The organism is Mucilaginibacter paludis DSM 18603, from assembly GCF_000166195.2.
GTDB lineage: Bacteria > Bacteroidota > Bacteroidia > Sphingobacteriales > Sphingobacteriaceae > Mucilaginibacter > Mucilaginibacter paludis.
Genome location: NZ_CM001403.1, coordinates 6068972 through 6082294 on the forward strand (window position 1 = coordinate 6068972; position 13323 = coordinate 6082294).

A 13323-nucleotide genomic window follows, 5' to 3' on the forward strand; every position below is an offset into this window, starting at 1 on the left:
TTTACCGGACATGAGATTTGATGTAACGATCCTGGGCAGCAGTTCGGCAACACCTATATATAATAGAAACCCAACGGCACAAGCGCTTAATATTAACGAGCGTTTTTATTTAATTGATTGCGGCGAGGGTACGCAGCAGCAAATGTTGCGTTACGATATCAAATCCAGCCGGATCGACTATATTTTTATCAGTCACCTGCACGGCGATCATTACCTTGGTTTGGTTGGCCTGCTTTCATCACTAAACTTAAACGGCCGTAAAAAGCCTATTACTTTGTTTGGTCCAGCACATTTGAAAGACATTATTCAAATGCATTTTGAATATTCGGAGACAACGATTCAATTTGACCTGGAATTTCGCGCTACCGATCCCTCTAAATCAGAGATCATACTCGATAACCAGGATATCACTGTCGAAACTATTTTGTTAGACCATCGTATTGCTTGTACCGGCTTTCTTTTCCGTCAGAAACGGCGTTTGCGTAAAATTATTAAAGAGAGGGTTGAGGAACTACAGGTGCCTGTTGAGTATTACGCGGTACTAAAAAGAGGAGTAGATTATTTTGCTACCAACGGACAGGTTTATCCCAATAACGAATTAACTACCGCTGCCGAAGAACCTCGCGCTTATGCTTACTGCTCGGATACATTATATAACGAGAGCTATTTTGAGCAGATTGCAGGTGTTAATTTACTGTATCATGAAGCTACTTTTGCGCACGATATGCTCGACAGGGCCAATGAAACCCATCATACTACTGCTTTGCAAGCCGGTGAGATAGCTAAAATTACTGGTGCTAAAAAGTTGCTGATAGGCCATTTTTCGGCCCGGTACAAAACACTAACTGATTTATTGGATGAGGCGCGCTCCGTTTTTCCGGAAACGGAACTGGCTATCGAGGGTAAAACCTTCGTAATAGAATCATAACATAAAACATACCTTGTTTAATGGGAGTAGAGATAGAGAGAAAGTTTTTGGTTAACCATGGAAAATGGAATCAGCTGAATAAGCCGGCAGGTACGGCTTTCCGCCAGGGTTATATGGTAAAAGAGGCGGATAAAACCGTAAGGGTAAGAGTTGCCGGTAACCAGGCTTATATCACCATCAAAGGTAAATCAAAGGGGATATCGCGCAGTGAATATGAGTACGAAATACCGGTTGATGATGCCGGCGAACTGCTTTCAGCCTTTTGTGAGGCCGTTATTTATAAAACGCGTTACTGCATCACCTTCGCCGGAAAACTCTGGGAGATTGATGTATTTGACCGGGATAACGAAGGGTTGATTATGGCGGAGATTGAACTGGATGACGAAGCTGAAACTTTTGATCTGCCGGATTGGGTTGAAACAGAAGTAACCGGCGACGACAGGTATTATAACTCCAATCTCTCGATAAATCCCTACAAAAATTGGGCATAAAAAAAGCGATAGTTTACTATCGCTTTTTTTATGTGTTTTAGGCCTTTATTGATTTTCCAAAATCCGTTGGATAGATAATTTACCGGAGCCTACAATACTGAAAACTATCAGCATGGCCAGTACCACAATGGATAACCACAAATCTGTGTTGCCGGGTAACTCAATAGCGTTTGACATCATAATTGCCCCTATAATAATGGGGATCTGTATCAATGATGCGATGCGCGTTAATACGCCGAATGTGATCATCATTCCGCCTACCATATGAGCAAAGGCAATAAAGTACACCACACCCATCAAAGCACCGTTGGATAGGTTGATAACATTTTGATCGGCAATGATGGAGTGCAGCGATGCGGTATTGTTCATAAAGGTGGCGCCTTTAAATAACAAAAACATTCCGAGCACTATTCTGAAAGGGTCTAATACCACGGGGTGGTGTGTGTCTCCCCATGTTTCAATTTTATGAACCAGGTTCATGATGGCCTCCTTTTTTAAAGTTTGTTTGGTTGTATAAATTTACAAATAGCACTTATCAAAAACAATAGCTTTTTTGATAATAATTGTCGTAAATAGCTATAAATCAAATAAATGAGAAAAGTTTGCCTAAAATAGGTTAAGCTTGTAAAATTGATAATAAAACAAGCTTTAAGTTACAAAGCTATTGGGTTAAAAAGCCATGCAGATGCTTTCCTGATGCATAAAAAAAGATCAGGTGAGGCTTTTACCATCTGATGATGCTAATTAAGAAAGAAATGGAAGAGCGAAAATCCAATTAAAACGCCCATTACACTGCCTGCAAGTACCTGCATAGGCGTGTGCACCTTAAGATAAAGCCTGGCAAAGCAAACGCTAACCGTTAAAAATAGTATAGTATAATAAAGAGGCTGAAAACTTTGAACCGGAAAACGCGAATTTAAGTCGTAAAGAATAGCGAACAGCCCCCATGAGCCGCAGGCGTGTGTGCTTATCTTCCAGTATGGTGTAATTAAAGTTAGCCCTATTACCGATATAGCAACCGCTACCATAGATAGGGTTAATGCGTTGGTTGCACCCACCTTGTAAACTAAAAGCAGGCAGGTAGCCGTATATATAACGCAGGAGAAAGCCTGCGGTATTACCCTGTCTTCCTTGTTATCCAGCGTAAGCGTTCTAATCACTTTTCTTTTATATAAAATAAACACAACAATAAAGGGAAGCAGGGTTGTGGCAATAAAAATATAGAGTATAGATAGCAGTTTATCACCAATGCTAACTATCGAAGTTAAATGCGGAAAGTAGAATAAAATGATAGCAAAAAGGTATGTGGGAGCAAGTAATGGGATGAGTATAATGGAAACGATATGCGATGCAAGCCTTTTCATAGTTGTTGTTAAGTGTGTTATATGTTAGTTTTTTTAAAAGAAACCATAGCTAAGGGAACAAAATAAAGTGATTTATCCAAAAAAAATATATCAACACCAGGATGGTACGCTCTATCGTACTTCAGGGTGGGGTATTTTTTTGCTGCAACCAAGGATATGATTACTTAGCGAAATGGCATGCCTTGGGTATGGCGGGTAAAGTTGTTAGGCATATTTGTTTGATCTTAAAAATAACTTAATCTTTCAGCCGTTGTAAGGCATGTTATCATTTTTGCGAATTAGCGATTTGAAATTTATTCATTTTAAGAAAAAATTTCTACTAAGCAGATTAAATTGATAGAACATTGTGAAAAATTGAAACATTATTATAAATTCGCAATCATTATTGCATAATTCATTACAAAAAACGCATATTTGAACCAAGCTTTACAAAACAATTAAACAATGGCAACAAAACTCGAGTACATTTGGCTTGATGGTTACAAACCAACACAAAGCCTTCGTAGCAAAACTAAAATTGTAGACGATTTCGGCGGAACATTAGGCGAATGCCCTGATTGGAGCTTTGACGGTTCTTCAACCGAGCAGGCACCAGGTGGTTCGTCAGACTGTATCCTTAAACCAGTTTTCATTTGCCCGGATCCACAAAGAAAAAGCGCTTTCTTGGTTATGTGCGAAGTATTAGATTCAAGTGGTCAGCCGCACGAATCCAATGGTCGCGCTCTGATCGAAGATGACGATAATGATTTCTGGTTTGGTTTTGAGCAGGAGTACTTCCTGTGGGATCCAAAAACCAACAAACCGCTTGGTTTCCCTGCTGGTGGTTACCCAGGCCCTCAAGGTCCTTACTACTGCTCTGTAGGTGCTAACAATGCATTTGGAAGAGAGATTATCGAAGAGCACCTTGATGTATGTTTAGATGCTGGTTTAAATGTTGAAGGTATCAACGCTGAAGTTGCTGCCGGACAATGGGAATTCCAGATTTTTGCTAAAGGCGCAAAAGAAGCAGGTGATCAAATTTGGGTTGCCCGTTATTTATTAGAAAGAATAGGCGAAAGCTATGGCGTTGCCATCAACTGGCATTGCAAACCATTAGGTCAATTAGACTGGAATGGTTCTGGTATGCACGCTAACTTCTCAAATACTACTTTAAGAACAGCTGCAAGTCAGGAAACTTATACCAAAATTTTGGAAGCTTTCCGTCCGCCAGAAGTTGTTAAGGCGCATATTGCCGTTTACGGTGCCGATAACGAGCAGCGCTTAACAGGTAAACACGAAACTGCTTCTATCAACGATTACAGCTATGGCGTATCAGATCGTGGTGCTTCTATCCGTATCCCTCTGTACACAGTACAAAAAGGCTGGAGCGGTTACCTGGAAGATCGTCGCCCTAACTCTGCTGCCGATCCATATAAAGTGGCTGCAGTGATCATTAAAACTGTAAAATCAGCCCAATTATAATTCCCCGATGATTTAGCGTAATAAAAAATGTCATTTCAACAAAGCATCAAGAGCAATCTTCGGGCTGAGTTGAAATGACATTTTTGTTTTTAACACTTTACAAAAGAAGCGAGAGGCTTAGCTTTATGTTTCCGTTTCTTACCTCCCGCTTCTATCTTACTGTTTCTTGCCTTCCCGCCTCACGCCTCACGCTTCTTGCTTCCTGCCTCCTGCCTCTCGCTTCTTACCTCTTGCTTCCTACCTCTTACTTCCTGCTTCTTATCCCCTTTTTTTAACCTGATACGGTTGACAATCGCGCTACTTGGTTATCTTTACTCTATTATAAACGTATTAGATTTTTATTGCCATGGATAAACATCAACTTATTGAATACTTGAATGAAAAAGATATACATAAAATAAAATTTGCTTTTGCCGATATTGATGGCGTGTTGCGGGGGAAGATAATTAACAAGCAAAAGTTTATAGATGGCCTGCAGGATGGCTATGGTTTTTGTGATGTTGTTTTTGGCTGGGATAGCAGCGATAGTTGTTATGATAACATTGACCTTACAGGCTGGCACACCGGGTATCCCGACAGGATTTGCCGGATTGATATGGATACCTTCCGTACCATACCCTGGCAAAACGATATTCCGTTTTTTATAGCTGATTTTAGCAAAGCTGATGGAAATGATCTGCATAGCTGCCCGCGCAGTTTATTGAAGCGCATTGCCGATGATGCCCGTCAAATGGGCTTTCATCCGGAGTTTTCCCAAGAGTTTGAATGGTTTAATTTTGTGGAGACTCCCCAGTCTGTACAGGAAAAAGGTTTTGCCAGGCTGCAAACTTTAACACCGGGTATGTTTGGCTACTCTATCCTGCGTACATCCCAGCATAGCGATTACTATTACGATCTTTTTGATCTGCTCCAAAAATTCAATGTGCCCTTAGAGGGGCTGCATACCGAAACCGGCCCCGGAGTATACGAAGCAGCCATTATGCACGACCATGTTTTGCAAGCTGCTGATAAAGCCGCGCTGTTTAAAAATGCTGCTAAAGAGATAGCCTCTAAGCACGGTATCATGGCATCTTTTATGGCTAAATGGAACGATGCCCTGCCCGGTTGCAGCGGCCATATCCACCAAAGCTTATGGAGCCTCGATAAAACTGAAAATTTGTTTTACGATGGTACGGATGCTCATGATATGAGCGATACCTTTAAGCACTACGTGGCGGGGCAGTTATATTGCCTGCCTCATTTACTGCCTATGTATGCACCTACCATCAATAGCTATAAACGCCTGGTAGAGGGGGCATGGGCACCAACAACCATAACCTGGGGTTTTGATAACCGCACCGCGGCATTAAGGGTGCTGCATCCTTCAAAAAAATATACCCGGTTAGAAACCCGCATTCCCGGTTCTGATAATAACCCTTACCTGGGTATGGCGGCGGCCCTGGCATCGGGCTTGTATGGTATCAAACACAAACTGGCTCTGGATATTCCGCCTACGGTTGGCAACGGCTACCTGGATACAAAAAATGGTAAGTTAAAGCCTAATTTATACGATGCGGCTATGGATATGAAAAATTCGGCGCTGGCGAAAGAATTGTTTGGCAGCGCTTTTGTTGAGCACTTTACACAAACCCGCTTATGGGAGTGTAAGCAATACGCCAAACATGTAAGCGATTGGGAGTTGAAAAGGTATTTCGAGATTATATGATGATTGGGATTACATTGATTGGGATTACACAGATTTTGAAGGGAGATTACACTGATTATTGATTGGGATTACACAGATTTTTGAAGGGCGATTACACCGATTGATTTGATTAGGGTTTACACTGATTATTGCAAGGGCATAGACTAATTATTTATGTTTGTTGTCATTAAAGCACACAATCAAACCGATCAAATCAAAAGCAATCAGTGCAATCAATCAATCATCGGTGAAATCAAAAGAATATATATGAACTATACCGCTATTATAAAAAAAGCCTGGCAAGGGTATGACGATTCAAAGCACATCCGGAGTATTGAGGATATCAGCGCCCTGGTATCTACCAATCATGTATTCCGCATTACGTTTATAGATGATGATATTGTTATTGCCAAGCTATCGTACTTCGGTAAATACGAACATTTTAAGGAGGATCATCGCATCATCCACTCCCTTTGCAATAACCTGCTTTACCCTTTCGAGAATTTGTTATCCAAATCGCTCTTAAAAAATAACAGGGTTTATACTTACCGTTATAAATGGGGGAAAACTGATGCCTGGGTTGTTTTTTACAACCCTACCCGGGTTATGCAGCGTTTGCCACGCCGCTTGGACGAACATCAGATCCGTAAGTTGGCCCAGCAGATTGCCAAGTTTCACAAAGCTTGCTCGCGCGTTAGCAATGTATTGCCCAAATCGTCGAAGACTTTACGGACCGATATGAATACCCTTACGGAGCAACTCCATGCCAACCCGATGAAGTTTGGATCGTTGGACAAAGGCGAAGTGATTGAGTATCACTGCGAGCAATTTTTAAAATACCGTACAAAATACAATGCCGGTACTTTTGAAACCATACCGGTTTTTATCGACTGGAACATTGGCAATTTCTCGGTAAATAATAAGCTGGAGCTATTTTCGCGATGGGATTATGATTGGTTCCGGATGAGTTCGCGTATGATGGACTTTTATTTTTTCAGCAGGGTAGTATCAGATGCAGGCGACCGCACCGTATTCAGTTACCTGGTTAACCCCATGATGGAAGACCGTTTTATGATCTTCCTGAAAGAATACCATCAGATTAACCCGCTTACTGCCGACGAGTTGCGCTTTTTACGCGAGGCTTACCGCTTTTTTATTTTAAACTATGTTATTAAGGATGGCCAGTATTTTTTTAGTCACCAATATGCCGAAAAATTACAAGCAGAAGCTTTTGAGATCTATCTGCCCTCTATAGAAACCGGTTTTGATGCCGAAAAATTAATTGATACCCTTGGGATTGAAGTCCCGGAGTATAAATGAGATAGCCGTACACTAAATTCAATACCCTCCCCGGATGATCCAAACACAAAATTTTAAAGACGTAGTTGACCAATATAAAGTTATATTTTTTGACGCCTTTGGCGTTATAAAAAATTACAGGGGCCTGGTACCCGGTATGGATAAAACCTTCGCTTACCTTGATTCACAAAAAAAGAAGTATTATATCGTTACCAACGATGCTTCGCGCAGCCCCATCCAACTGGCAGATTCGTTCCACAAAATAGGTTTGCCTACCATTAAATACGGGCATATCATCTCGTCGGGCATGCTGGCTAAAGAATACCTGGACCTTAAAGTGCACGATGGTATTGTAGCCTACCTGGGTACATCAAATTCTGCCCATTACATCGAAACATCGGGTTTGCATACCTTGCCTGTGAGTATGATTGACGACAGCAATATTGACCAGGTGAATGCCCTGGTATTGCTGGATGATGAGGGTTTTAACTGGTTTCATGATCTTAACAAAGCGGTGAACTTGTTACGCAGGCGTAATATCCCCACCATTGTGGCCAATACCGACCTGGCTTACCCGCTGTCTGTAAACGATGTATCCATTGCCATAGGCGGCCTGGCTACCATGCTCGAGAATATATTGGGTAAAAAGTTTATCCGTTTTGGCAAGCCCGATTCGCAGATGTTTATGTTTGCCTATGACCTGGTTCGCGAAAAAATGCCCATCGGTAAAAAAGATATCCTGATGGTGGGTGATACCCTGCATACCGATATTTTAGGGGGTAATAAATTCGGCTTGGATACCGTGCTTGTGTTTACCGGTAATACCCTTGCCGCCGATGCCGAAACACGTATTACAGCCACCGGCATTGTGCCTACTTATATTTGCGATACTGCAGTGGTTGATGAGTAGGATTATGATTGAACAATCATAATCAACTTGTCATCTCGGAGGGAGAGATCTCTCTGCATGGATTTGGTAAACTGTAGACTTATCGCTCATAAAAGTTCCCTCCCTACGGTCGGGATGACAGGGTGGTGAGGGGATGCCTTGTCTTGAAATAACAAAATCAATCAATCAATCATTCAATAAATCAATCCTTCAATCAATAATCTCTAACCAAAAGCATGTCGGCAAATTCCTTTAAAATTACTTTCCGCTCGTTGGGTAAATTGATCTTCTCGAAATTAAGTATGGCCTGTTCGGCATAGCGGTTCATTTCGGCCTCGGCATGTTCGCGGATATTGAGCTGATTATAGATGTTTTTTACCGCGGTTACCTTTTCAATTCCGTTAAATTCGGTGGCCGATATCCAGTAATTTAACTCGGTTAAAGTTTCACCTTTCGCCAGTTCCATGGCTTTAATCAGCAGGTAAGTTTTTTTATTGGAGATGATATCGCCGCCAACCTGCTTACCGAATTTTTTCGGGTCGCCGTACACGTCCAAAATGTCATCCTGTAGTTGGAAGGCGATGCCCAACTGTTCACCAAACGAATAAAGCAATGATGCTTCGGCATCATCTGCGCCACCCACCAGAGCCCCCATTTTTAAAGCTCCGGCAACCAGCACAGCCGTTTTAAGCCTGATCATGTTGATGTATTCATCGATGGTTACATGAGTTAGGGTCTCAAAATTCATGTCAATCTGCTGGCCTTCACAAACGCCTACCGCGGTGTCGTTAAAAACATCCAGTACGGGGCGTAATATCCGGTCGTCAACCTGCATAATTAATTTGTTGGCTTCTACCATCATCACATCGCCCGACAGGATAGCCACATTGGCGTTCCATTTTTCGTGTACGGTGGGTTTGCCGCGGCGCAGGGGAGCCTTATCCATAATATCATCGTGCATCAGCGTAAAATTATGGAAAACCTCAATGGCCAGGGCAGGGGCCAGCGCTTGTTGCACATCGCCGCCAAACATATCACATGCCATTAATAAAAGGCAGGGCCTTAAGCGCTTGCCGCCTAATGCCATAATATAATAGATGGGCTCGTAAAGCTCTACGGGTGTAGTTCCGTATTTTTTATTACTGATGTATTGATTTATTGAATTCTGGAGTTGCTGGATCTGCTGCATAAAAACTGGCCGGAACCTGATATTTTCAACAAAAGTAACAATTGGCTGTACAATTCCTCTTTTTATGAAAAATTGTACAGTCTGTTTAACCTTGTATTAACGTAAAATCTATTTGTTTCTTAGTGAGATCAACACTTTTTACTTTGATTTGTACTTCATCGCCCAAACGGTAAGTTTTCTTTTTACGCTGACCGATGATGGCATAGTTCTTCTCGTCAAGTGTATAAAAATCATCTGATATATCGCGCAGGCGTATCATGCCCTCGCATTTGTTATCGATAATCTCCACATACATGCCCCACTCGGTAACTCCCGAAATAATCCCGCTAAAGATATTGCCAACCTGGTCTTTAAGATACTCGGCCTGTTTGTATTTAACAGATGAGCGCTCCGCATCGGCTGCCTTTTTCTCCATTTGCGAGCTGTGTACGCAAAGCACTTCGTACTGCTCGGCATTAACCGATTTGCCTCCATCCAAATAATGTTGCAGCAAGCGGTGCACCATCACGTCGGGATACCGCCTGATAGGGGAGGTAAAGTGCGTATAATAATCAAATGCCAGGCCGTAGTGGCTGGTTTTTTTTGTAGTATAAATGGCCTTCGCCATTGAGCGTATGGCTAACTGAGTAAGCACGTTCTGCTCTTTTTTACCTTCTACATCTTCCATTAAATGGTTGAGGGAGCGGGCAATTTCCTTGTCGGATTTGGTATTGATTTTGTACCCAAACCTGGCCGCAAACTGGGCAAAGCCAGCCAGTGTTTCTTGCTTGGGCGAATCGTGCGAGCGGTAAACAAAGGTATACTTGTTTTTTCCTTTAGCTTTTTTGGCCACAAATTCGGCAACCTTGCGGTTGGCCAGCAACATATAATCCTCAATGAGCTTGTGGGCATCTTTGCGCTCTTTTACATACACGCCTATAGGCTTGCCGCTTGCATCCAGCTTAAATTTAACTTCGGTTGTTTCAAAGCTGATGGCGCCGTTTTTAAACTTGCGGTCGCGCAGTTGGTAAGCCAGTTGATTAAGTATCGTGATCTCCTTGATATACTCTCCATCCCCGTTCTCAATAATCTCCTGCACTTCTTCATAGGTAAAGCGCCTGTTGGAGTGGATAATTGTTTTGCCAAACCACTCGTTAATTACAAATGCGTTTTGATCAAGCTCAAACACGGCCGAAAAACAAAGCTTATCTTCATTAGGGCGAAGCGAGCATAGCCCGTTGGATAGCCGTTCCGGCAGCATCGGTATTACACGGTCAACCAGATAAACTGAGGTGCCGCGCTCAAAAGCTTCCTTATCCAGTGGCGAATCGGGGATGATGTAATGCGAAACATCAGCAATGTGAATACCAATTTCGTAGTTGCCGTTATCGAGGTATTTAAACGACAAGGCATCATCAAAATCCTTGGCATCAAATGGGTCTATCGTAAAGGTAAGCACATCCCTGAAATCCTTGCGTTTGGCAATTTCTTCGGGCGTAATAATATCAGATATCGCTTCGGCATCATGCTCAACTTCGGCCGGGAAGGATAGCGGGAAACCGTATTCGGCCAGTATGGCGTTCATCTCGGTATCATTCTCTCCTTGTTTGCCCAATACATTTTTAATGCGGCCAACGGGGTTTTTAGCTTCCGGCGGCCAGTCGGTAATTTCGGCTAAGGCCTTTTCTCCATTTTTAGCTCCGTTTAAATCATTGATGGGGATAAAAATATCATGAAGCATTTTACGGTCATCGGGCACAAAAAAAGCAAAACGCTCAGATAGTTTTACAATACCTGTAAACTCCATTTTAGCGCGCTTGATAATTTCTATCACTTCGCCCTCTTTACGTTTGCCCTTACTTTTGGCATATACGTAAACCTTAACACGGTCGCCGTGCAGTGCATTTCTTAACTTACGCGGAGCAACAAAAATATCGCTCTCAAATTCATCCTCGGTAATAATAAAAGCCGAGCCATCATTGGTTAAATCAACTTTACCTTCAACAAAGGTTTTTAATTCATATAGCTGGAATTTGCCGGGGGATACTTCTTTTAATACTTGTTTAAAGGCTTCTTCCTTTAATATTTCCAGAATAACAGTTTTTGATTCGGGCTCAAGAATATTTAATTTGGCAGATACCTGCTTGTGGTTTAGTGGTTGGTTTCCATTCTGCTCAAACACGTTCAGTACCAGTTGTTCAAGTACCTGTTTGATAGAATGACTTTGTTCTTTTTTAGACATATTATATATTTACTACGCTAAAGGTACGCTATTTTATATTTTAAAGGGTCATACCAAAGTGATTGTTTATAGGTAGGGCTGCATCTTGCCGCACGAGCAAGCGCAATTATCGTCCTTAACAGCCATTCGTTTTAAAAAATATTGGTAATAGCCAATCCTGTCGTTCATGCTGTAAACAGCTTCACCTTTATTACATTCCACTTCGCCATTAATTATGTTAATGGTCATCCCAAAGCCGGGTTTTCTTCCTTTGGCCAAGTCCGCGGCACTGGGCTTCCATTTGCCTATCATCACATCATGCGCACTTGGTTTAAGGGCTTGGGGCGTCATCCAAAAATAAATGGCAGTTTTAAAGGCCACCACTGCATCGGTAGTAATCAGGTCGGGGTTGTTAAGTAGTACTTTTTTATCGCCAAAAATACAGTGCGATGCATAACCGTAGTTGCCGTTATAGCTTAACTGCACAGGCCCGCGGCCATAATATTTTTTGCCTGCCACGGGTGGGTAGTCATCATTCTCGGCAATATAGGGTAGCGTAGTGTTCAGCTCGTGGGTATACATTAAGCCATCGTTATATTTTCCGTTTTCGCCGTGGCGGGTTTCGTGCGCTATGTGGGCAAAAAAGGCTGCTAACTCTTTTTTGTTGGTCAATATATCCTTTTCGGCACAAAAGGTGGCATATACCACATCATAAGTGCTGTACGGTTTTTTTTGTGCCCAGGGTTCGTTCCAGTCTTCATCTTGCCTTATCACGGTTGATTTTCCTGTTTTGGCATCCGTTCTGGTTAATTTATAGATCGATACGTCATGCTTTTCAACCTTCACCCTAATCTGGCCTAACTCGGCAATAGCCTGCATAAAAGCCTTGTAGGTATAAAATTTATCGCGCATGGGGAAGAAGGCGTTAAAATCTTTTTCTGTAAAATACGATGGTACCGGCGGACCGGCGGTAACAACTTTTTCGGCTGGCGCATTTGAGCCACATTTAAAACTCAGTAAGGTGCACGCGGCTAATAGTAAGACAGTGAATTTGGCAGAGGATATCAGGTATTTCATGCGGTTTGCTTTATGCGGGTGTATTTAATTGCTGGCTTTTTAAAATTGACAAGCATTATCAAACTTAACGTTTAACTGTGATTAAATACGTTGTAGTTGGCATAAATGTTTAGGAGGATTGCATATAAATTAAAGGAGCTTAAATTTTTGGCTTTATGACGAATGTTGTGGGTAAAATAGTTTTGTTTGTCCGCTGGAATTTTAATAGAATAAGTTGATTTGCTTTGTTGTTTTTCTGATGAAAAGCAAATCAGAAAATTATAGTTGGTTTGATGTTTTAGTAAGTTGTTGACTGTCAGTGTGAATTTCTCTCCATTATGTCATCCCGGCGGGAAGAGGGATCTTTTGCGCGCGATAAGTGTGCAGCATATTGGGCGCACGTGCTATGTTTGCTCCAATAATCAGTATTCTTAATCTACAATATCGGCCCGCTCAAACGCCGCGGGAAGGGGCTTGTTCGTTATTCACTTGTGTTTGTTTTTGGTGTGAATGATTGCTATCGCAATTTTGTCTTGACACAAAAAGAACCAAATACCGACCGAAGGGAGCTCATGAACACCTTGAAAAAACAAACAAAAGGTGAATAACGTCAAGACTGCCCGATCCTTCCGCCCACGGGCCAGCTCCCGGCCCGGCGTGCAGTCGGGCCTTTGCCCGCTTTTGCCTCTGCACCAAAAAATCTGTCAGGTTAAAACGTCATCCCTGTTTTTTACGGGGTGAGGCCCGGTGGGTTCCTCAATG

At 42.2% G+C, this 13323-nt stretch carries 11 protein-coding genes; 6 read left to right on the forward strand and 5 right to left on the reverse strand.

Going from position 1 to position 13323, the window contains the following annotated elements:
* Positions 1–10: 10 nt before the first annotated feature.
* A complete protein-coding gene (locus tag MUCPA_RS25410) occupies positions 11–928 on the forward strand; it encodes a ribonuclease Z (protein ID WP_008510271.1) in 918 nt (305 codons plus the stop codon).
* A gap of 20 nt (positions 929–948) precedes the next feature.
* On the forward strand, positions 949–1419 hold the full coding sequence (locus tag MUCPA_RS25415; protein ID WP_008510272.1) for a CYTH domain-containing protein: 471 nt from the start codon (positions 949–951) through the stop codon (positions 1417–1419).
* 45 nt (positions 1420–1464) lie between these two features.
* Here the strand turns inward: MUCPA_RS25415 and MUCPA_RS25420 are convergent, their stop codons facing one another.
* Both MUCPA_RS25420 and MUCPA_RS36395 read right to left on the reverse strand, forming a co-directional pair.
* On the reverse strand, positions 1465–1899 hold the full coding sequence (locus MUCPA_RS25420) for a DoxX family protein (RefSeq protein WP_008510273.1): 435 nt from the start codon (positions 1897–1899) through the stop codon (positions 1465–1467).
* A gap of 260 nt (positions 1900–2159) precedes the next feature.
* Entirely contained in the window at positions 2160–2783 is a 624-nt protein-coding gene (locus MUCPA_RS36395) for a phosphatase PAP2 family protein (RefSeq protein WP_008510274.1), read from the reverse strand.
* Positions 2784–3227: 444 nt separating this feature from the next.
* On the opposite strand from MUCPA_RS36395, the gene MUCPA_RS25430 reads away from it, so the two are divergent.
* From MUCPA_RS25430 to MUCPA_RS25445, 4 genes are all read left to right on the forward strand, one after another.
* Entirely contained in the window at positions 3228–4244 is a 1017-nt protein-coding gene (locus MUCPA_RS25430) for a glutamine synthetase beta-grasp domain-containing protein (RefSeq protein WP_008510275.1), read from the forward strand.
* Positions 4245–4590: 346 nt separating this feature from the next.
* Complete coding sequence (locus tag MUCPA_RS25435; RefSeq protein ID WP_008510277.1) at positions 4591–5949, forward strand: glutamine synthetase family protein; 1359 nt, start codon at positions 4591–4593, stop codon at positions 5947–5949.
* Between the two features lie 246 nt (positions 5950–6195).
* Positions 6196–7248, forward strand: a complete 1053-nt coding sequence (locus MUCPA_RS25440) for a hypothetical protein (RefSeq protein WP_040628042.1) — start codon at positions 6196–6198, stop codon at positions 7246–7248.
* 34 nt (positions 7249–7282) lie between these two features.
* Entirely contained in the window at positions 7283–8137 is an 855-nt protein-coding gene (locus MUCPA_RS25445; protein WP_008510279.1) for an HAD-IIA family hydrolase, read from the forward strand.
* Positions 8138–8330: 193 nt separating this feature from the next.
* Here MUCPA_RS25445 and MUCPA_RS25450 read toward each other — a convergent pair whose 3' ends face one another.
* The 3 genes from MUCPA_RS25450 to MUCPA_RS36400 form a co-directional block, all read right to left on the reverse strand.
* The gene (locus MUCPA_RS25450) at positions 8331–9305 is read right to left on the reverse strand and encodes a polyprenyl synthetase family protein (protein ID WP_008510280.1); all 975 of its coding nucleotides are present in this window, start codon (positions 9303–9305) and stop codon (positions 8331–8333) included.
* 85 nt (positions 9306–9390) lie between these two features.
* Positions 9391–11526 (reverse strand): ribonuclease R, encoded by a 2136-nt coding sequence (gene rnr, locus MUCPA_RS25455; RefSeq protein ID WP_008510281.1) that lies wholly within the window; start codon positions 11524–11526, stop codon positions 9391–9393.
* Positions 11527–11592: 66 nt separating this feature from the next.
* On the reverse strand, positions 11593–12582 hold the full coding sequence (locus MUCPA_RS36400) for a chitinase (protein ID WP_008510282.1): 990 nt from the start codon (positions 12580–12582) through the stop codon (positions 11593–11595).
* Between the last annotated feature and the right edge of the window lie 741 nt (positions 12583–13323).

Excerpts from the sequence above, each read along its gene's own strand:
- MUCPA_RS25430 (WP_008510275.1), top strand. The coding sequence starts at position 3,228 with ATGGCAACAAAACTCGAGTACATTTGGCTTGATGGTTACAAACCAACA.
- MUCPA_RS25450 (WP_008510280.1), bottom strand. The coding sequence starts at position 9,305 with ATGCAGCAGATCCAGCAACTCCAGAATTCAATAAATCAATACATCAGT.
- MUCPA_RS25415 (WP_008510272.1), top strand. The coding sequence starts at position 949 with ATGGGAGTAGAGATAGAGAGAAAGTTTTTGGTTAACCATGGAAAATGG.
- MUCPA_RS36395 (WP_008510274.1), bottom strand. The coding sequence starts at position 2,783 with ATGAAAAGGCTTGCATCGCATATCGTTTCCATTATACTCATCCCATTA.
- MUCPA_RS36400 (WP_008510282.1), bottom strand. The coding sequence starts at position 12,582 with ATGAAATACCTGATATCCTCTGCCAAATTCACTGTCTTACTATTAGCC.
- MUCPA_RS25410 (WP_008510271.1), top strand. The coding sequence starts at position 11 with ATGAGATTTGATGTAACGATCCTGGGCAGCAGTTCGGCAACACCTATA.
- MUCPA_RS25420 (WP_008510273.1), bottom strand. The coding sequence starts at position 1,899 with ATGAACCTGGTTCATAAAATTGAAACATGGGGAGACACACACCACCCC.
- MUCPA_RS25440 (WP_040628042.1), top strand. The coding sequence starts at position 6,196 with ATGAACTATACCGCTATTATAAAAAAAGCCTGGCAAGGGTATGACGAT.
- MUCPA_RS25435 (WP_008510277.1), top strand. The coding sequence starts at position 4,591 with ATGGATAAACATCAACTTATTGAATACTTGAATGAAAAAGATATACAT.
- rnr (WP_008510281.1), bottom strand. The coding sequence starts at position 11,526 with ATGTCTAAAAAAGAACAAAGTCATTCTATCAAACAGGTACTTGAACAA.
- MUCPA_RS25445 (WP_008510279.1), top strand. The coding sequence starts at position 7,283 with ATGATCCAAACACAAAATTTTAAAGACGTAGTTGACCAATATAAAGTT.